This is a genomic window from Pseudoalteromonas sp. MMG013, assembly GCF_018100885.1.
GTDB lineage: Bacteria > Pseudomonadota > Gammaproteobacteria > Enterobacterales > Alteromonadaceae > Pseudoalteromonas > Pseudoalteromonas aurantia.
In genome coordinates this window covers 374,022-396,771 of sequence record NZ_JAGJEE010000001.1, presented here as the reverse complement: position 1 = coordinate 396,771, position 22,750 = coordinate 374,022, and the positions used below count along the sequence as shown (strand labels likewise).

Genomic DNA, 22,750 nt, shown 5'->3' with positions numbered 1-22,750 from the left:
CTCACTTCATTGTATACTACCTGTTTAAAAAAGTGATCAAAGGCAATATTAATAGGGACGCGTAAGTGTGGATTAAAATAGTAATATACGCGTTATATTCTGAACTTTTAACCTTAATATTTTGTCCTGCGTAGATGGCTTACTCGCAACGAACAAGCAAACTATCTACGCAAAATAGGTGGTTACTTTCCTGTATGCTTATCAAACCACCACTGAATATAAGCAACTTTATTCATTAAATTCGATGGACGCGCCGTTATGCCATGTGATGCATCTGGAATACGCACCATCGCCGTTTCAACACCCTGCAACTTAAGCGCTTGATAATACTGCTCAGTTTCAGATATTGGTGTGCGATAATCAGCTTCACCAGTTAATAACATTGTCGGAGTCGTCACATTACCTACATAGCTAATTGGTGAGTATTTCATGTAGTGCTCCATATGATCCCACGGTTTACCGGGAAACCAATAGTCCGCAAAAAATGGATAGTAGTCAGCCGTTAATACAAAGCTAAACCAATTAATTACTGGCTTAGCAACAACCGCAGCTGCAAAGCGATTCGTATGACCAACAATCCACGCAGTTAATACACCACCACCCGAACCACCCGTTACATATAAACGCTTATCATCAATAAAGCCCTTATCAATCAACGAGTCGACTCCTGTCATTAAATCATCAAAGTCATTACTTGGATAATTATGATGAATTTTTTGCGCGAATTCTTTTCCATATGAATCACTTCCTCTTGGATTCATATATAAAACGACATTACCTTTTGCTGCAAACAGCTGAGCTTCGGCGCTAAAGTGAGGCCCATAATTTGCAACTGGCCCACCATGTATTTCCAGTACTAAAGGATACTTCTTCGTTTTATCAAAACCTGGAGGGTATACGACCCATCCCTGAATATCCAGCTTATCATATTTAGATTTAACCCAAATTTCTTCCACTTTGCCTAGCGTTTTACTTGCAAGCGCATCACTATTTAAGTCCGTCAATTGCGTTGTTTTGTCACGTTTAACTAACGCAACGTCAGCTGGCTTATTTGGATCTGCAAGTGTAAAGGCAATATCACCTCGAGCACTAACATCATAACTACCGCCAGAATAAGGTCGACCAAATGCGACACTCCCAACTTCATCAGTAAGCACTTTCGCTTTTCCTTTTAGGGGCTGGTGCGCTACCGTTGTTTTCCCTTCAGAGTCATAGCTATAATAAAGCCCTCTGCTTTTGTTATCCCATTGAATGTCTTTTACATTTCGGTCAAGTGCTGCGGTGATAACGTTTGTCTCACCGGTTTTAAAATTAAGCACATAAATATCTGAATTTTCATAATTCATTAGCTTATCATCATAACCTATATAGGCTAAAAGCCGACCATTAGGTGAAACTTGTGGAAAGCTGTCGGGTCCAACTCGCTCAGTTACAGAAGAGATTACTCTAGTATGCATATTTAGTGCATACACCTCGCTATTATTCGGTTTTAAAGCATGATTTTTATGCCGATTAGCGCTAAAATAGAGTACCTCACCTTCTTTACCAAAACTGACAGTACCGCCATGATTAAAATTACCTGACGTTAACTGCTGAGCATTACCACCATTTGCATCCATTTTAAATAAGTGAGAAAAGCCTGGCTTAGAATAACCTGCACCATCCGACCGATAATAGACATCATCTATAAAAACGGGAGGTTTAGCCCAGTTAGCGCTTTTAGGCTTGCCTGGTAGGTTAATAGGTGAACGAGCCTTTGCTGGTACAAACTGAGAAAAAACAAGATGCTTGCTATCTGGCGTCCAAGTGATCCCACTTGGAGATTGTGTTAAGTTACTCACTTTGGCTACTGCGCCGGAATTTAACCATTTCATATAAATTTGACTGTTACCATCTCTGGTGGAAATAAAGGCAAGCCGCTTTCCATCCGGAGACAATTGTGGATCATAATCGATATGAATACCCGAGGTCACAGGTTCTAACTCATTAGTGTCAACATCGATTGACCAAATATTTCCCACCTTTTTGTCAGTCTTTATATCCATGCGATTTCTAACAAAATAAACGACTTTACCGTCTTCACTAAACTCAACCTGATTTGCGTACTCTAGGTCAAACACATCATCAAGCTCCAGTGGTGAGGCTTCACAAAAGGCTGAACTTACAAAAAAACTGAGCCCAATCGTTATCAGTGATAACTTCATACAAACTCCTTTAAAGGACATTAATTTGTGTTCATAAAAGCTCATATGGTAAGACGAGTCAACTGTTTATGCTTAAGCTCTCTGGATATTCAGTTATGTTATTTACAAAATGAAAATGTCGCGATTTCAAAATGACCTATCCGTTTCATTTATTTGTAACTGGTTCGAGCCTTTAGAGGCGCATAACTATTATTGAATACTGAGATCATTGTGAGTGTAAAGGGGGCTTACACTCATCAAAAGGGCTTCTAAAATCGTATTTTATTGGAAAGCTTTATGTTTCAAACGATAAGAGTGCAATAAAGGTTCCGTGTAGCCATTAGGCTGATTCTTACCTTCAAAAACGAGAGATAAAGCTGCCTGATAAGCCAAATTATCATTTAACTTAACTTTATTGTCAGCCATGCAAATATAACTCGCATCATGATGGTTTTGTCCATCAACAACCTTAGCCATTTTTGCAAACGTGCTTTTTACTTGTTGCGGTGAACATATTCCATGCACCAACCAGTTTGCAATATGTTGGCTTGAAATGCGCAAAGTAGCCCTATCCTCCATTAAACCAATATGATTTATATCTGGCACCTTAGAGCAGCCAATACCCTGATCAATCCAACGTACCACATAACCAAGGATCCCTTGTACATTATTATCTAATTCGGCCTGAATGTCCTCTTTCGTTAACACTAACTCACCTAACAATGGAGGGGTCAATAAGTCAGTCAAAGCAGCCTCTTCATATTGACCTATTGCTGCCTGTACTTGAAAGACATCGATAGTATGATAATGCATGGCGTGTAACGTTGCAGCCGCAGGGGAGGGGACCCAAGCCGTATTAGCACCAGACTCTGGATGAGCTAACTTTTGCTTCATCATCAATGCCATTAAATCTGGCATTGGCCACATCCCTTTTCCTATTTGTGCTTTGCCGCTAAACCCACAGGCTAACCCGACTTCAACATTCCCCTTTTCGTACGCTGAAATCCACGGTTGCGACTTGATACGAGACTTAGGGAGCATAGGCCCCGCCAACATCGAAGTATGTATTTCATCGCCTGTTCTATCCAAAAAACCTGTGTTAATGAATACAACTCGAGACTTAGCCTGCTCAATACATGCTTTCAAATTAACCGATGTTCGCCGCTCTTCATCCATTATCCCCATTTTTATGGTGTTGTTAGGTAAGGATAATAAACCTTCAACCGCCGAAAATAGTCTAGAAGTAAAAGCAACCTCTTCTGGTCCGTGCATTTTTGGCTTAACTATATTGATACTTTTAGAGATTGAGTTCCGATATTTTGAATTGCCTTTTAAATCATGTAATGCACACAGTGACGTTATGACCGCATCTAAAATGCCTTCAAAAACTTGTTCACCATTTTGGTCTAAAATAGCAGGGGTTGTCATTAAATGACCAACATTGCGAACAAACATCATACTCCGACCTTTTAATTTAAGTATCTTCCCTGAAGCCATTACAAAATGCTTATCTTTATTTAAAACGCGTGTAATTACAGTATCTTCTTTTATAAATTCTTCTTTCAATGTGCCAGTCATTAAGCCTAACCAATTTGTGTAAACACCGACTTTATCTTGTGCATCAACGGCAGCTACGGAATCTTCACAGTCCATAATGGTCGTCAAGGCTGACTCTAAAATAAGATCGCTGATCCCTGCTTTATCGGATTGACCTATTGGGTGATGCGGATCTATTTGGATCTCAACATGCAGACCATTGCGCTTTAATAATAATGAGGAAGGGTTTTGCGCTTCACCTTGATAACCTACAAATTGCTGAGGATCTAATAGGCTAACTTGTTTACTATCATTAAGCGTGACCACCAATTGCCCATTTAGCACCGCATAATGTGTACTTTCAATATGCGAGCCATTTCTCAAAGGAAAAGTGTTATCAAGGAATTGGCGAGCGTAGGCCATCACTTTAAAACCGCGTACAGGGTTGTATTCCTGTGTTTTTTCAGCACCTTCTTCTTGCGGTAATACATCGGTTCCATAAAGTGCATCATAAAGAGAGCCCCACCTTGCGTTCGCTGCATTTAGCGCAAACCGAGCATTACTCACGGGTACTACAAGCTGTGGACCTGCGATTGACGCTATCTCTGGGTCAACAGAGTCAGTATCAATGCTAACTCGTTCTGGAGAAGGCACCAAATAGCCTATATCCATTAAAAATGTCCGATATTTATCACCATTCCATACGGGGTGACTCTTATGATATTCATCAATTTGAGACTGTAGTTTATCGCGTTTAAACAATAACTGCTTATTGATTGGTGAGAGAGTCTCAATAAGCTTTGCAAAGCCACTCCAAAAGGTTTCTTGTTCGATATCAGTGCCGGGCAATGCTTGCATATTTACAAAATCGAAAAGTTGTCGGTCGATGGTTAAACCTGATTGTTGAGTCGTCATGCTCATATCTAAATCCTAACTATACTGAACGGGTCCTCAATAACCATATCTCAAATACACTCAAATTAAACTGCAAATGACATTCATGAAATGTATGTTGGTAATAACAACTATAAATTTAAAAAATTTTAAATTCAGGCCTAATGTTTAATTAAGCGCGGGGTCAGACCACTCAACGCACTCTCACAATCAAATATCGTAAAATTAACCGTTCGAAGGACAACTAGTCATGACAAACTATCAATCTAAAATAGACCACTACACAACTTTATGTCAGAACAAGAACACTTCATGGCAGTCAATTAACCCTGAGTTTGCAAGTCGAATGAATTTACAAAACAGATTCAAAACAGGATTAGACATAGCAAAGTATACAGCAAACATTATGCGTGAAGATATGGCGGCTTATGACGCAGACAACAGCCAATACACGCAATCATTAGGCTGCTGGCATGGTTTCACTGCTCAGCAAATGATGATGGCAGTAAAAAGGCATCAAAAAACCACAAAACGCTCATATGTATACTTAAGTGGCTGGATGGTAGCAGCACTTCGCTCTGAATTTGGCCCATTACCAGATCAAAGTATGCATGAAAAAACGTCGGTACCTGCATTAATCGAAGAGATTTACACCTTTTTAAAACAGGCAGATGCTAGAGAACTTGACCACCTCTATAAAGCTCTGGATGAAGCAAAATCTCGAGGACAAGCGACACAAGAAATTACGGCCAAAATTAATAACTTTGAAACCCACGTGGTTCCGATCATAGCCGATATTGATGCAGGGTTTGGTAACGAAGAAGCCACTTACTTACTCGCAAAAAAAATGATCGAAGCCGGGGCATGCGCCATTCAAATAGAAAATCAAGTTTCAGATGCAAAACAATGTGGGCATCAAGCCGGTAAAGTAACCGTTCCACATGAAGACTTTCTTGCGAAGATCAATGCCGTTCGATATGCCTTCTTAGAACTTGGAGTGGAAGACGGTGTCATTGTAGCGAGAACCGATTCACTTGGTGCAAGCTTAACTCAGAAAATCCCTGTGTCTCAGTCTCCAGGAGACCTAGCAAGTCAATATACCGCTTTTCTTGATACCACAGAGATACATAACGTAAACGACCTCACAGATGGGGAAATGGCCATTAAGATCAATGGCAAACTGTGTAAACCCGTCAGATTAGATAATGGACTATACCAATTTAAAGAAGGCACAGAAAAAGCTCGGGTGATTTTAGATTGTGTTACCAGTTTACAGTCAGGTGCGGATCTACTTTGGATAGAAACAGAGAAGCCCAACGTAAATCAAATCGCTGAGCTCGTTAATAGCATTAAAGAGCAAGTGCCAAATGCGAAGCTTGTTTATAATAACTCCCCTTCGTTTAATTGGACGTTGAAGTTTCGAGAACAAGTCTACTCTCAATGGGAAACACAAGGAAAAGACTTAAGTCGTTACCCAAATCCAAACGTTGATGCTAAAGCCCTCATGGCTCCTGAGCTAGATAATACAGAATTAGCACGAGAAGCAGATAAATTAGTACAAAACTTCCAGCAAGATGGTGCCAGAGAAGCTGGAATATTTCATCACTTAATTACTTTACCCACATACCATACAGCTGCACTAAGTACCGATATTTTAGCTGAAGGGTATTTTGGTGAACTTGGGATGCTGGCTTATGTCAGGGATGTTCAGCGTCAAGAAATTAGGAGGGAGCAAGCATCAGTTAAACATCAAGACCTTGCTGGCTCAAATATAGGTGACACACATAAAGAGTACTTTTCTGGTGAAAATGCCTTAAAAGCAGGTGGAACTGCAAATACGATGAATCAGTTCTAACTATATAAATCAACCTTTGAGGGGCCTATGGCCCTTCTTCATATATCCAGCTTTGGATCATATTTTTACTATCTTCTATAAAATTGACGAACAAATCGGAAAATACACTGCCAGAGCTAAAAATAACGTCATTTTGCGATACTATCAGATGTGTTCCATGCCATGGAACAAAATTTTACTAACATAAACAACTCCTCAGGCTACAATTTTACTAACTCCCATATCGGATAAATTACAATTTTACTAACTCCTATTTATCATCAAAAAGTCAATCATTGCATAAATTGCAATCTGTAAAGGCCCTTTACACTCTTCATAATTCAACCACATTATTGGTTAACAATACGCACGGCTCCATATACAAACCAAATTATAATGCACTACTTCGCAAGTTTTATATTCACAATCATACTAATTACCTCTTATAACACAGAGGCATCAGTGTCACTTTCAACCATTGAGAACTTAATTTCACAGGGACAATTAGAGCAAGCTTATTCTACATTAAAAACGGTTGAGGCAAGTGGTAAGCAAAATCAAAATAAAATACAACTGACATTCGCGAATATTTTAAGAAAGCAGCATAAGTATGACGAAGCAATAAACATTCTCAGTAATATAGCATTATCGCCCTCAACCCGTTTATCATTTCAATATGAAGTGACTAAAGAGCTTGGGATAAATTACCGTAAAAGCCACCTGTTAGACTTAGCTGAAAGTACCTATTTGCTAGCGCTCAAATTGGCAAAACAAACCCAAGATAAAACGCTAATAGGCCAATCTTACAATAACTTAGGTACGCTATATGACACAAAAAATAACGTCGCCACATCAATGGAGTACCTACTTAAAGCACAAACAACATTAAAAGATTCTCTTGATTGGGAGGTCAAAGCATCTAACTTCTACAATTTAGGCGACCTTTCAGTTCGAGTGAACAACCTTGAGCAAGCAGAGTTCTTTTTCACGAAAGCGCTCATCAATGACAAAAAAAGTACACAAGTGATAAATATCGCCGATACTACAATACGCCTAGCTGAAGTGACGTTGAAAAATAAAAAATATCCACAGGCCTTATCGCAATTTTTAGACGTCATAAAAATTTTAAAGCCATTAGGTGCCAATTTGAGCTTATCCAGGGCGTATAATTCCCTCCACTTGATTTACATAGAGCTTGGCAATCATCATATGGCACTAAGTAGTATTCAAAAAAGCTTAAATCATTCGTTAATAACGCAATCACCAATACAAAAAGCTTATTCTTATTTGCATATCATCAAATTTCATTTGAAACTAAAAAATATAGCATTAAGTGAAATATATATAGCAAAGGTTGAACCCTTAGTCATGACAATGAACAACCACATTTTTGAAGCAAAATTACATCTCTATAAAGCACAAAACGCACACCTAAAGCAGCAATATAAACAAGCCTACTCTTACTTAAATAAAGCATTTTCTATCCATAAATTAGCCGATATTGAAGTTAATCAAGGTGCCACAGAGCAATACAAACAACAAATCAATGCACTTGTGCAATATCAAAAATTAGCGCAAACTGAGCAAAAGTCAGCATTAATGAAAGTTGAGCTAGAGAACCAGATCTTATTAAAACGCTCGTGGCTCTTAGCTTGCATTATGGTATTCCTCATTAGCGCTATCGTTGTTTACTTGTACATCATCAAACACCGAAACGCTCAGTATAAGGCTAAGCTGTATCAAACTAACCTCAAACAAAAAGATCAAATGTTAGCTGATATATCACACGAACTTCGAACTCCGCTTAGTGTTCTAAAGCTACATGTTGAAGCACTTGAACATAACCTGTTAGATAATAAAGTATTAGCGTACAGTAAAATTAATAATAAAATATCTCAACTAAATAATCTTATTTCAGATGTATATCAACTGTCACAAGCACAAAACCAAGCACTACAGCTTAACTGGCAACAATACCAGTTGAGCACACTGATTGCTCACTACCTTTCAGACTCAAAGGCATTAGCTGAACAACATAATCTACGCTTTATTGCTGATATTGAGATTGCTGATGACACCTATATAACGACCGATAAGCAAAAGCTAGATCAAATTATTACTAACTTAATCAAAAATGCATGTTTATATACAGATACCCCAGGGCATATCAGATTAAAAGTCCGAATATGTACTGAACATGTTTTTATTCAGATCGATGATACTACTCCAGGAGTGTCAGATGCGCAGCTTAATAAACTTTTTGAGCGCTTATATCGTATAGACAAATCTCGCAGTCGAGCATTAGGAGGGTCTGGATTAGGGTTGTCAATTTGTGAAAGTTTGACACAAGCTCTGCAAGGTGAAATATGTTTACATCACGGTAAATCCGGAGGTCTATGTGTTCGCATGAAATTACCTATAACACCCACAATGTAGGTTCTTCACTACGATACTGTTCATACCAGTTTCACCGTTAGAAGCCCTAAATAAGGCCTTTCACTTCATTTTTCTTCCACATTGTATTGTTTTAATACCAACATAGAATATTGGAGAGAAATTTATGACACAACGAACAATTAAGCATGGTGATTGGGTAAAAATCGTCGAGTCACGCACGGAGCAAAAAAAACAATCACTGCGCAAAGGGTCGCGTAAAAAAGTAGTATTGAGTAAAAAAGCCCCATTCCCTATTATATCAATGTTATTGGCTGGTTTTATTATCCTAGCAAGCGCTTGGATGTATTTTTTTGAAGAAAATACAACGCACAGCTCACTTTTAAATGTAGACGCTCAAAACAAGATATCCCGCTATTTTTCAAAACAATTTATGATGGGCAGCTGGCAATTTAAACAAGCAAAATTTGATACTGGTGAAGTCAATATATTCATCAGCATCCCACAAAAACTTGCGATGAATAAGAATGAGCTGGAAGGTTATATTAAACACTCTTTATGTCCACCTGAAAATAGCCGAGTTTGGTTAGACATTGATAAAAACAACTTATTCATCAACCTTTATGTTGATTCACCAAGAAAAGGAAGTTTTGCGCAGTGCAGTAACCCAAACCGCCAAACTTAACCCTCCCTTTTTTAGCCCCCTGTACACAGCTTCTGTAAAGGGGGTTTACACCAAAAAACAACTTACTCAAGCTCTAAATTGGCTTTCTCTAATAACTCTACTGGCAACTCTTTACTCACCGATACTCCCAACTCTTTAAAGTCAGACGCTTGCTTAATCAAATTTCCTTTACCATGATAGAGTTGTGAAAAAGCCCGATCATAACTTTCTCTGGCCTTATCTAACTGGCGACCAACACCTTCCATACTGTGCAAAAAGCTATTTAACTTGCCATAAAATTTTTCAGCTCGAAGCGCTAACTCTCTACTGTGCTTACTTTGTTCCTCAAATCTCCACAGCTGCTTTACTATATTCATACTCGTCAACAGCGTAGTGGGTGTCGCTACGAGCACATTCTGCTCAAGTGCTTGCTGATACATATTCGGTGTGTGCTTAATAGCTTCAACAAACGCTGATTCAATCGGAATGAACATAATCACAACATCTGGTGAGTTGAGCCCTGGCAACCTCTCGTAGGATTTATCTCCGAGCTCTTTGATACGCGATAGAACAGCTTGTGAGTGTTCAATTAAGGCTGTATTCGCGTCTATTTCGCTCGTTGCATTAACATATCGTGTATACGCATTCAGCGAGGTTTTCGCATCTATAACTAGGTGTCTTTTTTGTGGTAAATACACTACCACATCAGGTCGATATTTACCGTCATCTGTGGAGAATGAAACCTCTCTTTTATAATCATACCCGGCCCTTAATCCTGCGCTATCTAACACATTTTCAAGCATAAGCTCGCCCCAGTTACCCTGAACTTTTTTCTGGCCTTGCAAAGCATTTGTTAACTGGCTGGCTTGCTCGGTAATATTTCGATTATTCTCTTGTAAGTGAAGCAATTCGGTTTTTAATGAGGCTCTTTGCTTTAACTCCTCGCTATGAATCGCTTCCATTTTGTCTCTAAAACCCTTTAGTTCACCTTGAACAGGCTTTAAAATTTGGTCGATTGTCTCTTGGCTTTGTTGACTAAAGCGTGCCGTTTTCTCTTCAAAGATCTGATTGGCAATATTTTCAAACTCCAGCTTTAACTGCTCTTTTGAATTTTTTAGTTGCGCTATTTGTGCATCAAATGCTTGCTGTTTCTGCTCAAACATAGCTTTAATATCCGTAAGCTCGATTTCAAGTTTGTGAGCGTGAGCTTGAGCATGAGACAAATTATGCTCACTTTTCTGCCATAATTCCTGAAATTGATGAACTTGAGTTTGCTTTTCAGTGAGTCTTGCTTGGTATTGCTGACAATGACCATGAAGCTGTACTTTTTCTGCTTGAAGTTGCTGATGCTCAGTTTGCAAAGTTTGAAGCTGAGATTGCACTTGTTCTTTAGCACTCAAACAATGAATGTATTGTTGTTCAAGCACTGTACATTGCGTTTTAAGTAAGTGGCGACCTCGATAATAGAAGGGGAGGGGACATAAAATCGCCGATAAGAATAACGTGCCATGCAACCAAGATAATTGAGAAAAGAGTGCATCTAACATAATGTTCTCAGGTAATATTTTTAGTTAATAATACCTGAGAGCCTAACTGATATCACTTAATTAGTGTCATTGATTTGTTGTTCGTCATAACGATAGCCTGCGCCATAAACAGACCCGACCAATTTTGGAGAACAATCCAACAACTTGATCTTTTTTCGAATGTTTTTAATATGACTATCAATCACTCTATCTGAAATATCGAAGTTATCTGGTTGAATGTAATCTAAAATTTGCTGCCTTGAAAAAACGCGGCTAGGTGCATTATACAATAGCGCAAACACATCAAACTCAACTTTCGTTAGCGCGAGGATTCTACCTTTTAACGTTACAGTGAGTTGCTGCTCATCAACATTCACTAATTTCTCAGTTTCAACAGCGGGTGCGCATCTTCGCAAAATAGCTTTCACTCTCATTACCAATTCTGCTGCACTGAAAGGCTTACACACATAATCATCTGCACCAAATTCAAGTCCCTTTAGCCTATCAGACTCTGCGACTTTAGCTGTCATCATAATAATCGGCACCATGGAAAAGGCACGAATTTTCTTCATACATTCAACGCCGTCTTGATTTGGCAGCATGATGTCCATCAAGATTGCATTAGGGCTGTTTTTCTCAACCCAAGAAACCACATCTGCACCGTCAGCAATGTGTGACGTTTTAAACCCCGATGCTTTAAAAAATAGCATAACTTGCTCTGCTATATCATAGTCATCTTCAACGATTAGGATGTGCTGCATAATTTCTCTTTGCTTAATTATTACTTAATTGATTTGCTTTTAATTGGTTTTTCACATCATTTTTTAACGAATCAGACAGTGTTTCGTCAAACAATAACATTGTTAAAATACTATTTAGGTCGTCACTAGTTGCGACCTCTACCAGTAGATCATAGTCACATTGTGATACAGGTTCAATAAAGTTTAGATGCGATGGTGTTTCTTCATGACACAACATATATATTCACCTTCTAGATTAACTAAGTAATACTAGTTCAATGAACCAGTTACCTTATTTCAATGTATCTATTTAAACGAAACAATGTGGATCAAATGTGGAATTTCAAACCCAATATAAAATTTACGGACAGAAACAAAAAAGCCAGCAAAATCTGCTGGCTTTATTACAAATAAGTAATCAAGGGGGAAATCAACGTTAAGCTCACTGCTGCCAATAAGCATAATAATAGACAGCATACTTTGAAGTTAGTTCAGAATTATTTCACTCATTTCAAAATTATTTTATGATTTCAACATTTCTAACATCTGAGTTTCATCAAATTGGCTTAAATTTAAGCTCTTATCTTCAAATAAAGCATCAACCAACGCCTGCTTCTGCAGCTGCATACTATGCACTTTTTGCTCAATAGAATTAGCCATAATGAGTTTATAAACAAAGACCGGTTTATCTTGTCCAATACGATAGGCTCGGTCCGTCGCTTGATTTTCTACAGCAGGGTTCCACCATGGGTCAAAATGGATTACGGTGTCAGCTTGTGTCAAGTTTAGTCCCGTACCACCCGCTTTTAAACTAATCAAAAATACATCACATAACCCTTCTGTAAACGTACTTATTACACGTTCACGGTTTCGTGTTTGGCCCGTTAAAGTTGAAAACCCGATGTCACTTTCAGTCAATTGCTTTGCAATTAATTCCAGTACTGATGTAAATTGGCTGAAAATAATTATTTTTCTTCCTTGCGATAGCATGACGGGCAGGTGTTCACAAAGCCACTGAAACTTAGCACTTTCACTATTGACTTGCTTATCCACAAGCTGTGGGTGACAACAAATCTGACGCAACTTTAAAAGCGCATCTAAAAATACAAGTTTACTTTTTTGCGCTCCTTGCTCTTTAAACAATGTCAATAACTTATCTTCAATTTTGGTCTGGACACTGTGATATAAATTCGCTTGTTCTGGAGTAAATTCAAGCTCTTTAATTAATTCCGTTTTATCTGGTAACTCTTTAACAACATCCACTTTTGTGCGCCTTAAAATAAAAGGGGCAATTAAAGCTTTCAACTCGTTAGCACGAGCAATATCTTGTTCTTTTTCAATAGGAATTTGAAAGTAGTGCTTGAATTGTTGTTTAGTTCCCAAAACATCTGGCATCACAAAATCCAGTAATGACTTTAACTCCAATAAATTATTTTCGACAGGCGTACCACTAAGACACAATTTAAATTCCGCTTGTAATTGCTTAACACATTTAGATACTTGTGCTGACTCGTTTTTAATATACTGAGCTTCATCCAGTACAATAGAATCAAATTTAAGGCCTTTGTAATAATGCAAATCACGCTTTAACAATGGGTAAGTTGTTAATATAAACCGAGCTGTATGTACACGTTCTAACGTTTTTTCTCTATCGGAGCCGTGTACTGTAGTTAATGTTAAGTGCGGAGCAAACCGCTTAAATTCATTCTGCCAATTGCTTACCAGACTCGTAGGACAAACAATTAAGCTAGGTTGAGTCATTAATGTATTGTGTTGACTAATAAAATAAGCAATCACTTGCAGTGTTTTACCAAGACCCATATCGTCAGCCAAAATACCGCCAAGCTGATGTTTATTCAGAAACTTTAACCAACGTACTCCTTGTTCTTGATAATCTCGTAGTACAAACGTTTGGCTATCAGTAGATGGGATATTAAACTGAATGCTTTGGGGAGAATCAAGTTCAGCTAAATAGTCAGTCAATTTCGCATCTGAGCTTACTACTGTGGTACTTTCTAACTCGTAGAGCTTTCTGGCGTACGATAAAGGAAACTTGAACTGTTGACTTGAACTGTAATAACTAAATCGAGCTTTCAAACCAAGTAATTCATTAAAAGTAAGTGTAGGTATTGCATAGAACTGATCTGCAATTTGAATATACTGATGCAAATCAGCTAAATTATTGACATCAAGTGGCTCAGTCACATCCCAATCAAGTAAGATAGACTTACCATCAAACATCAATTTACCTAAAATATGGTGCTGCTTATCTCGCTTTAGTAACAATGTAATTTTAGGCGTTTGCACTGTTAACTCATGTGTTAGCTCATCAACAAGCCAATTTTGCGATTGCAGTTTAGGTCGCACCTCGTGATTAAACCAATGTACTCCATTTGCATCATTTACAGGTAATAAAAACAATCCATTTTCAATTAAAAGACCTAGGCCTAATAGTACTTTTTCACATCGCTTAATGTATTTTGCATATTCCGTTTTAGAAAGCTCATCAGTTTTATCAATCGACAATGAAAAGCCTTTACTTGGTGCGAGCTTTACAATATTAAGCCTTGTACGTAAATGTACTGAATGAGTAGGCGCTACGACCCCTTTTGGACTGCCAATTACATCAGTTGCGAATGTCTCTGAAAATCGCTTCATGACTTGCTGCAACTGATCGTTTGCAACACTAGGCATACTTTGTAAATGAGCGATTTCTGCGGCACTGAGTTCGGAGTTTATCCTACCAAGCACCAACTTATCTGTATCTACATACATTGGCGGATCAGTTCTAAGTAGTAACCAGTTATCAATGGAAGATAATTGAGCACATAATTGCGCATTAGATTGGCTCATATCCCAAACAAACTGCAACCGTTGCTGATGACCCAATGTCAAAGGTTGGCGTTGAGTTTGTAGGTAAAATCGTTTTGTTTTTACCAGTTGCTCAATCGCTGTAAACCCCCAGCGTCCAAATAATTCGAAATGACCCGGTGGGTTTTGCGAACGGATCCAGTTAAATAACCTAAAGTCTGATTCGAGTAAATCTTGAAGAGGGATATGGCTATTTAGTTGTTGTTCCGATAATGGTCGGCCTAGTGGATACAGACCATCAGGCCGCAATGGTGACAATTTTGGGCTTAACAGCACTTCTTTGTTATGAGGCTCTAAAACAAATAACAAAACGTTGTTGGCGCCTTGGATGCTATCTTGTTGTAATTGAATAAGCTCATTAAACCAGTCGTTAACTAAATAAGCTTCTCCAAACCCGCCTGAGTGCTCTATTTTTAATTTAAGCAACACTGCAGCAATATGACGACACTTGGGATTATTAGAGCACGTACATTGGGCCTCTACACGAGCTGAATTATTAACTTGAGAAATCTTAATATACTGAGAAAAAGTATTCCCAAAATTGCCCAATACTTGAGAATCTATACGAGAAAAGTCATCCAAGTGATCTAAGTAACTAATTTGCGAATTATTTAAATATTCCTTCGCTTTGACTAATAAAGCGCTATTGAAGTACTGCTTCAAAAACCGTTCAGACAAAGGAAATTGTGTTGCTTGTTCCTGTTTAATTTCTTCGAACAATGCAAATAATTGTTCTTTAGATAACTGCGTTGACATCAGTTCAGCATGTAAAATGAAATATTTCGCCAGTATATGAAATTATAGGAACTACCAAAAGGGTTATCTCGTAATAAAGTCGCGATTTTTAACTGGTTGGAGTAGCGAATTAATTCTCATTGCTTGTATTTCAACCAGTTAAAATTTTTCTATTATTTTGCTAACTTAATTATGTGGATTAATTGTAATTAGCTAATAGCTTTTGCAATTGATCAATTCTTTTCTGAGTCAATACCTTACTATCAATTTTAATTGTTACGTCGCCACTTTTAAGGTTCCTTTGAACTTTAATGAATTTGTTGTCTAACAAAGCTTCTGAGCGGGCTGGTTTGTTTTCAAATGTTGTTAAATACTGGGTTATCAGCATTGCTCGCTTTTCATCACTGACTGTATCATTCAAAAATTCTTGATCATGAATATTTAAATGATTAATTTCGAATGCATTTTTATTAAGCTTAATAGCTTCAATTAATTTCTTTGCAGCTTCTCTACCCAAATGATTGGCTGTTGGATACAAGCTAAGCACTTCCTTTGGAATATATTCAAATGCTTTTAAAGCATCAGCGACAGCTGTATGAGATACGCCTTCAAGTGAGCCGATCTCGCGATATGACCCCTTTAAGCCTTGCTCCATAAGATAAACTTTGGTGGCATGATAAGCTTGTCCTAATTCCCATAGACTCGGTGCAATGTATTGATCTGATGAAATAGCTAATGCTTTAGCATCTTGATCATTAAAATCAGAAGAAGTGAGTATAACGTAATCAGCCTCAGCGAGCATACAGGCCTTTCTTCTCCTTGAACCTGATAAGACCCATTGTTGTTGTCCTTTTTGCCAGCACAGAGCCGGGTGGAGGTTTCTCTTATCATTTTTTATCGCTGGTAAGATATCTGCGACGGACTTTTCATTTAGTAATGATTGCTCACGTCTATTTTGACCATAAACCTGAGTATGATTTTCTATATTATGTGATTTTATCACTTGGCAGGTTAATGTAATTGTACGTTGTGGATCACTTGGTGCAGGCATAGTGATCACATCACCAATTTTAGCTTGATCCAATAGATCATCCAGACTACTTCCTTCTACTGGAGTTGCAAAAGGATCTAAACGGGTGTCATTTTTACGTTTTTTAGCCATGTTATTAAAAACCTTTTATCATTGACCGAGTGATGATTGTGTAGATAACCAATTAGAACGAATTAACATTTCTAATTCATCGACAACATCTTTTATATTTTCTTGTGATTTTACCAAAGATTCTCTACTGGCTAAGCTATCAGATGTTTTTTGATCAAAAATAGTATTAAACGATGAGGAACTCGCGGTTATTGCTGAGCTATGATTTATTGGATAACTCATAACTTGTCGACCAAATGCACTGCGAACGTCTTTAACAATATCTCGTTGCGAATGATTACCTTTAACATAGTTAGTAACCAAAAATTGCATAAAGTCCCAGCCCTCATGACCCAGTGCTGCGACAGTATGATATATCTCACCAAGTCTTTTTAAATATTTGTTATTCGCATCAAAATCGACAGCCTCTGGATGTACAGGAATGAGCATTGCTGTAGACGCCATTAATGCATTATAAAACATAAAATTTAATGATGGGGCAGTATCAATTAAAATTATGTCAAATTGTGATTCAACTGGTGTTATCACTCTTTCTAAAAGTTTATGGTAATGCCGAGTTTGATCATAGCTTGAACTCTCTTTTAGTTCTGTTGCTGTTTCATGTTCAAAATAAAAATCATCCATTCCTGAAGGTAATACTCTAATATTTGGAATATGGGTTTCTTTAAAAGCATTGGTAACAACATCAGACCAACTTTCATCTTGATCTAATTCAATACAATCTCTCATTAAATCGCCAACCGTAATTGGTTCAGGATCATTCGCAGGAAAAAAGCTTGATGATGATCCTTGAGGATCTAGATCTATTATGCCAATTCTGTATCTTTTAATATTTGTTGTTGCAAGTGCAGCTGCGATATTGACAAGTGATGTTGTTTTACCACAACCACCTTTAAGTGAATTGATAACGATAACTTGTAATTTATCAGTTGACTTTCGTTGATCTGCTGCAACTCCAAGAATGTCAGCCATAGAAAAAATATTAGCCAATGTATATGCGTAATGTCCGTTTGCACCTTTTTGAATATGCAAATGATCGAAGTCTCCTTGATCATGTCGCCTTTTCAATGTTCTATTGTTACAACCTAATAAGTCGGCAGCTGCTTTTTGAGTGTATGTTCTAAGCTCTTTTTCATCTGTTTTTAAATGAGCTCTGTAATGCTGAATTCGACCTTCTAATGATTGTTCAGCAACCTCAGCGGTTGCTTTTAACAAACGATAGGTTGATAGTGCTTTATTATTGATTGACATACGCGATATCCTTGACTTGATACCAAACATTATAATGTCCATTACTTTAGTAGTAAACATAAAAATATAAAGACATAGTATCAATTCAATTTACTTTAGAATAAATAAGAAGATTAAATTGGTTAAGTATATAGGTATTAAAGGATAGAGCATAAAAATAACAACTAAACCATTGATAATAATAAAGATTAATTTAAATGTCAGATCTGATTTTAACGAAGTAAAGATCCGATCTTTATGTACTCCCAGATCACTATTCTACTAAGTATAAACTGAAAAGGTTAATTGAGCACAGTTTATGCACATAGTTACTCACAAAACTATTGAGTTGGATCGTGTTTATACTAAGTAAATTCAATAAGTTATAAACATTTTCTTTTGTACTTCATAGATCTAGTAGATTAGGATCGGATCCATTCTAAGTATAGATCTGATCTATACCAACAGAGACTAAAGTTATCCACATAGCGTTAAGGAATCGCCTTATTTTGACGTATATTTGAAAGGTTTTTTGGAAGCTGGGCCGGAAATATACTCTATGTTAGTAATATATTGATCCAAAATATTTCTTAGTTGGTAAAAATTGGATCTATGAAAAAAAAAACGTCCAGATCACTTTTGTACTAACTTAAATCATTAACTTTTGTTCATGAATATGTTGTTATTAGCTGTCATAAATTTTGGAAGTAATATAATGAGCCGAAAGGTGAACATCTCTGTAGATAATCTGCCTGATTCATTGCGTGGTCAGATCCATGGTGTGGAAAGTGCTATTGATAATGAAAGTTTAGCGCTATTTACTGATAATAAAGATGTTCGAGTATCATTAGAAAATGCAGCTCATGGGTTACGTGCATACTCTAATACTTTTAATCATTATGATTTATGGGGACGGTTTGTTCGCTCTGGGCACAAAAAGCTACCGTTAGAAGAAGCACCAAAAAAAACAATCATTACTCGTCGTATATCTGAAAAAGTCGATGGCATTTTATACGAAGGTGAAATAAAAATAACGCCTGCGGTAGTGAGTAGTAAAAAAGAAGGGGAAGATGTCGAGTATCTTGTATGGCCTTCTGACAGAGAAGAAAAAGTAGAGCGGGCACTTATTCGGCTAGCTTCAAAAGGCAAAATAGTTAAAATAAATTTTAAGTCCGGTATTCAATATGCTGTAATTTTTTCGATGAATGAATTGGCTCAAGAGTTAAAAGCCGTTGGACAATCAATGCCTTACCCACAAATAAAAGAATCTTTAGAGGCATTGCAAGGTTCTAAATTGTCATTTAAATATTCAGCGACAGATACAAAAAATACGGATATTGATGATTCATTTTATGAGTCAAATATGAATTTCCTATCTTCCCTACATTTTAGTGGGAAAAAAGGGCAAGGTGGTAATATCAAATGTGTCGCATGTCTCAACGCGTTTGTACATAATATGATCGATAATTTAGAGTATAAAGGTTACTATTTTAACAGTGCGCAAGAGTTAAAGCGTGGATTATCCCGTTGGATGATGCTTCGTTTATATCACTTATGGCGCTATGCAGCTCCAGGAAAAACTTACCACTTCCGTCTTTTATCAATAATGGAAAAATATGGTTCTATTTATTCAACAGATGAAATTGTTGAGAATAAATTAAAAGCACTACGTCGAGATATGACTACAACAATGAAGGACTTGATTGAAAAAGGTGCGATTTCTGATTACAGTATAAGCAATGTTAAAGACGATAATAGTGGAAAAATCGTAGATTATGTGTATGAAATGCATCCTTCAGCTCAGTTTTGTGAAGAAATATTAGCACTAAATAAGCATAATAAACGAATAGAAATTCAAGGTGGCAAACGTATTGTTGAAGATGTAGAAGTTATTGATGAAGAAATTCTTGAACAGATAGTCAAAAAATAACCGATTATTCAGCTAATTTTTCTAAATATATTCTATCAACAAGAAAGTTGTATGCTCTTTTTCTTGGGTGATTTTCTACTTTTTCATAATTAGTTAGCGTTCCAAGTTTTGTATTTTTACCAGGGTTAAACAAAATAAAAGGGAGCGCTGCACTAACGTGATATCTATTTTCTGCAGTAAAGCGAATATTAACTTCAGGTGATACTCTAGTTGGTCTTCTAATTCTTAGCTTACTTTTTTCATTTAAATTTGAAATTCTCAGTTTTTCAGTTTCCACAAGAGATATCCAAGACTGTTGATCGATCATTCTTGGGTTTGTGTAATTAGATGAGTTATTCAACATTTTTAGTGCTGTATCTTTTGATAACGTGCGTATTGCATGTTTTGTCATCCAAGTAAATCGAACTGAGTAAGGGTCAGCTATTTCACTATGGATTTTTCTATATGCTGCAAGAGTAACTAAATTAGGAATGGCACTGTGCACAGCATCGAAGCGGGCATCATTATTTTCAATAGATAAGATAAGGTTTTTAAAATCATTTTTGGCTTTGTTTACTTCTTTTAATCTTGATTGTATATGTAGATTTTTATCGTTAACCGTTATTAGCCCTGGATGACGTTGGATTATTTTACCGCTTATTTTTTTATCTAAATAAAGGTCTTTATAAGCGTTTATTGCTTTGTTTAGCGCACTTGTTCCTGAGATTTTTTCTACATGAATGCTTTCCGGCGCTTTGTTTTCATCCTCTTTAGTTATGAGAGGGAGCTGATAGTAATCTGCAGAGACGATATCAGCTTCCGCTAATTCGTTGCAAAATAGAGAAATCTGTTCGTGCAAATAATCAAAATGAGATCGTATTGAAAATGGCGTTATCATGTTAGTGACAATTGTTCCTATTATATACATATATGATGTGTTCTTTCTCTATCTATAATTTTAACATTGAATCTAATGGCAAGTCTAATAAACGGTCTCAAAACTCTGTTTGTTGATTAACCCGATTTACTATGTTGTTACTATTGATAAAATAATTACTGAGGGCTTTGAAAATCTGGTGATTAGACCATGTTGCAGTATATTATTTATTTAGATAAAAAGATCAGGGTTCTAATTTAAAACTATCTGTATGATAGTGTTCTTTCCTATCCTACCATTGAACAGAATAATAAATCTATAAACTTAATTTGTCATTGTGGGCACTACTTACTTTAGAGTGGATGAGAGCTCGAAAAATCATTTATGTAGCAGATAAAACGGTGCGTTCTGTAAGCTACATTGTGTAGTTAGGTTTAATGCTTATGTTGTTGTTATAGAATATAAAGTATGATGTGTTCTTTCTCTATCTATAATTTTAACACTGAATCTAATGGCAAGTCTAATAAACTTAATTAATTCAAGCTTTAGTGAGCTAGCTTAATTTGTTATTGTGGGCACTACTTACTTTAGCGTGGATGAGAGCCTCGGAAAATCATTCATGCAGCAGAAAAAACGGTGTGTTCTGTAAGCTGTGTTATCTAGTTAGGTTGAATGCTTATGTTGTTGGTGTAGAATATAAAGTATGATGTGTTCTTTGATCTTATTCTAACATTAAACAGAATAATAAGTCTATTAAACTTAATTAATTCAAGCTTTGGTAAGCTAACTAATTTGTCATTGCAGGTGCACCTTTACAGTAAAAATAATCAATGTAATTTCCCAAAAATAAAACAAATCATAAGTAGAATTCTCGATTAACAAAAATAGGAAAATTTACAATGAGAAAAAGCAAGGTCATTGAAACTCTAAAGTCTGCATGACAAATAAAATTGAATCGAGTATTCATGTTCCTGAAGTTTATCGTAAACATGGCATCGGCCAGGTCACCTTTTAAAACTGGCGTTCAAAGTATGGAAGCATCAGATGCTAGGCGACTTAAAGAGCTGAAGAATAAAACCGTAAGCTAAAAGCATTTGATATGCTTGACGATATCATCGGAAAAAGGCGTAAAAATAAGTAGGCACTGAGCTTCGGTAGAACATTTAATAGCCAAATTTGAAGTGAGCGTCGCATTTTCCTTTTCAAGTAAAAGGGCTAAGTCGCTCAGTTTTTTATTACAAACATAGACTTCTGTCAGATGATGAGTTCATTGACGAACTTTAAAGATCGGGGTAGGTAAATTATTTAAAAGTATTTGCAATAAGGCAGCGTTGGAATAAAAAATGTGTTGAACGTGTTTACAAAAACTAACAAAGGAAAATGCTGTGTACCAACGAGAACACCTTACCCATTGAGAGTACAAAATCAATATAATGAATCTTGGCCAATGGAACTTATAAGTGATTTAATAAGCTAATGTTATTTTTTAGAAACATTGAACACATGTCGTGATTTCAATCGACAAGGACTAGCGATTGAAGTCGATACAGGTTTAAGAACTGAGAAAGTGAACAGTACACTAAATTACACCATTGCTTGGCGCGGTAAACTAAATCAAATTTGAGTCGACAATAGTCTTTGATTTATCCGACAGGGCTGGAAAGTTGGCTCTGGAAAAACAGCAAGCTAGAATATATAAAACAGGGTAGTACTTATCAAAATGGCAGAGTGAAGAGGTTCAACCAAAATTACTGCGAAGAAGTGTTAGCTTGATACTTGCTTGAATCACTTCAAGAAGTACGTGAAATCATAGATTAGTGGCGAGTTATCTATATTTTGAGAGGCCCCATGATACTAATTGATTACCTTTAGGCTGTATAATTCTACTGAAGAGCTGTACAAAATTGGCTGGAGTTACACACATTTCTATATCATTTTTTATCTTATGTTACTTTCAAAGATTACATAATCTTTAGATAAATGGTTAAAAATGGGTGCATATGCTTTAGAGGCTAGGCTTTGATTTATAGTGTTAAAGTTTATTAATTAACTTTATAAGTTTAATGCTCAAGGCTCGATTTTCTAAATTTTCAATTGAAAGTTCAAAGCCAATCTATAAGAATAATTACTAGCTACACTTAATTTAACATAATATCAATTATTGATTCTAACTGCCCATAACGCTTTAGTACTCT

At 36.7% G+C, this 22,750-nt stretch carries 13 protein-coding genes; 4 read left to right on the top strand and 9 right to left on the bottom strand.

What is annotated here, in order from left to right:
- Nucleotides 1-182 precede the first annotated feature (182 nt).
- Nucleotides 183-2,204 (bottom strand): S9 family peptidase, encoded by a 2,022-nt coding sequence (locus J8L98_RS01635; protein WP_210994990.1) that lies wholly within the window; start codon nt 2,202-2,204, stop codon nt 183-185.
- Nucleotides 2,205-2,465: 261 nt separating this feature from the next.
- Complete coding sequence (locus tag J8L98_RS01630; RefSeq protein WP_210994989.1) at nt 2,466-4,640, bottom strand: malate synthase G; 2,175 nt, start codon at nt 4,638-4,640, stop codon at nt 2,466-2,468.
- A gap of 223 nt (nt 4,641-4,863) precedes the next feature.
- Between J8L98_RS01630 and J8L98_RS01625 the strand changes: the two genes are divergently transcribed.
- From J8L98_RS01625 to J8L98_RS01615, 3 genes are all read left to right on the top strand, one after another.
- On the top strand, nt 4,864-6,468 hold the full coding sequence (locus tag J8L98_RS01625; RefSeq protein WP_210994988.1) for an isocitrate lyase: 1,605 nt from the start codon (nt 4,864-4,866) through the stop codon (nt 6,466-6,468).
- A 441-nt stretch (nt 6,469-6,909) separates the two neighbouring features.
- Nucleotides 6,910-8,883, top strand: a complete 1,974-nt coding sequence (locus J8L98_RS25130; protein WP_210994987.1) for a DUF2225 domain-containing protein — start codon at nt 6,910-6,912, stop codon at nt 8,881-8,883.
- A 124-nt stretch (nt 8,884-9,007) separates the two neighbouring features.
- The gene (locus J8L98_RS01615) at nt 9,008-9,526 is read left to right on the top strand and encodes a hypothetical protein (RefSeq protein WP_210994986.1); all 519 of its coding nucleotides are present in this window, start codon (nt 9,008-9,010) and stop codon (nt 9,524-9,526) included.
- Nucleotides 9,527-9,588: 62 nt separating this feature from the next.
- Here the strand turns inward: J8L98_RS01615 and rmuC are convergent, their stop codons facing one another.
- The 6 genes from rmuC to J8L98_RS01585 all read right to left on the bottom strand — a co-directional run bounded on the left by rmuC (nt 9,589) and on the right by J8L98_RS01585 (nt 17,790).
- Nucleotides 9,589-11,052: a DNA recombination protein RmuC gene (gene rmuC, locus J8L98_RS01610; protein WP_192509337.1), complete on the bottom strand. Its 1,464-nt coding sequence runs from the start codon at nt 11,050-11,052 to the stop codon at nt 9,589-9,591.
- A gap of 56 nt (nt 11,053-11,108) precedes the next feature.
- A complete protein-coding gene (locus tag J8L98_RS01605; RefSeq protein ID WP_210994985.1) occupies nt 11,109-11,792 on the bottom strand; it encodes a response regulator in 684 nt (227 codons plus the stop codon).
- Between the two features lie 13 nt (nt 11,793-11,805).
- Nucleotides 11,806-12,009, bottom strand: coding sequence for a hypothetical protein (locus J8L98_RS01600; protein ID WP_192509335.1), 204 nt, complete (start codon nt 12,007-12,009; stop codon nt 11,806-11,808).
- A 284-nt stretch (nt 12,010-12,293) separates the two neighbouring features.
- Nucleotides 12,294-15,398 carry a DEAD/DEAH box helicase gene (locus J8L98_RS01595; RefSeq protein WP_210994984.1) on the bottom strand — a complete coding sequence of 1,035 codons (3,105 nt, stop codon included), beginning with the start codon at nt 15,396-15,398 and terminating at the stop codon, nt 12,294-12,296.
- Nucleotides 15,399-15,576: 178 nt separating this feature from the next.
- Entirely contained in the window at nt 15,577-16,539 is a 963-nt protein-coding gene (locus tag J8L98_RS01590; protein WP_210994983.1) for a ParB N-terminal domain-containing protein, read from the bottom strand.
- A gap of 18 nt (nt 16,540-16,557) precedes the next feature.
- On the bottom strand, nt 16,558-17,790 hold the full coding sequence (locus tag J8L98_RS01585; RefSeq protein WP_192509332.1) for an AAA family ATPase: 1,233 nt from the start codon (nt 17,788-17,790) through the stop codon (nt 16,558-16,560).
- A 694-nt stretch (nt 17,791-18,484) separates the two neighbouring features.
- Between J8L98_RS01585 and J8L98_RS01580 the strand changes: the two genes are divergently transcribed.
- On the top strand, nt 18,485-19,699 hold the full coding sequence (locus J8L98_RS01580; protein ID WP_192509331.1) for a replication protein A: 1,215 nt from the start codon (nt 18,485-18,487) through the stop codon (nt 19,697-19,699).
- Between the two features lie 4 nt (nt 19,700-19,703).
- On the opposite strand, the gene J8L98_RS01575 is transcribed toward J8L98_RS01580, so the two are convergent.
- Complete coding sequence (locus J8L98_RS01575) at nt 19,704-20,576, bottom strand: DNA replication terminus site-binding protein (RefSeq protein ID WP_210995049.1); 873 nt, start codon at nt 20,574-20,576, stop codon at nt 19,704-19,706.
- Nucleotides 20,577-22,750 lie beyond the last annotated feature (2,174 nt).

What these genes read in the sequence shown, in the direction of transcription:
- J8L98_RS01590 (WP_210994983.1), bottom strand. Translation starts at nt 16,539, where the DNA reads ATGGCTAAAAAACGTAAAAATGACACCCGTTTAGATCCTTTTGCAACT.
- J8L98_RS01625 (WP_210994988.1), top strand. Translation starts at nt 4,864, where the DNA reads ATGACAAACTATCAATCTAAAATAGACCACTACACAACTTTATGTCAG.
- J8L98_RS01615 (WP_210994986.1), top strand. Translation starts at nt 9,008, where the DNA reads ATGACACAACGAACAATTAAGCATGGTGATTGGGTAAAAATCGTCGAG.
- J8L98_RS01600 (WP_192509335.1), bottom strand. Translation starts at nt 12,009, where the DNA reads ATGTTGTGTCATGAAGAAACACCATCGCATCTAAACTTTATTGAACCT.
- J8L98_RS01605 (WP_210994985.1), bottom strand. Translation starts at nt 11,792, where the DNA reads ATGCAGCACATCCTAATCGTTGAAGATGACTATGATATAGCAGAGCAA.
- J8L98_RS01575 (WP_210995049.1), bottom strand. Translation starts at nt 20,576, where the DNA reads ATGATAACGCCATTTTCAATACGATCTCATTTTGATTATTTGCACGAA.
- J8L98_RS01635 (WP_210994990.1), bottom strand. Translation starts at nt 2,204, where the DNA reads ATGAAGTTATCACTGATAACGATTGGGCTCAGTTTTTTTGTAAGTTCA.
- rmuC (WP_192509337.1), bottom strand. Translation starts at nt 11,052, where the DNA reads ATGTTAGATGCACTCTTTTCTCAATTATCTTGGTTGCATGGCACGTTA.
- J8L98_RS01580 (WP_192509331.1), top strand. Translation starts at nt 18,485, where the DNA reads ATGAGCCGAAAGGTGAACATCTCTGTAGATAATCTGCCTGATTCATTG.
- J8L98_RS01585 (WP_192509332.1), bottom strand. Translation starts at nt 17,790, where the DNA reads ATGTCAATCAATAATAAAGCACTATCAACCTATCGTTTGTTAAAAGCA.
- J8L98_RS01595 (WP_210994984.1), bottom strand. Translation starts at nt 15,398, where the DNA reads ATGTCAACGCAGTTATCTAAAGAACAATTATTTGCATTGTTCGAAGAA.
- J8L98_RS01630 (WP_210994989.1), bottom strand. Translation starts at nt 4,640, where the DNA reads ATGAGCATGACGACTCAACAATCAGGTTTAACCATCGACCGACAACTT.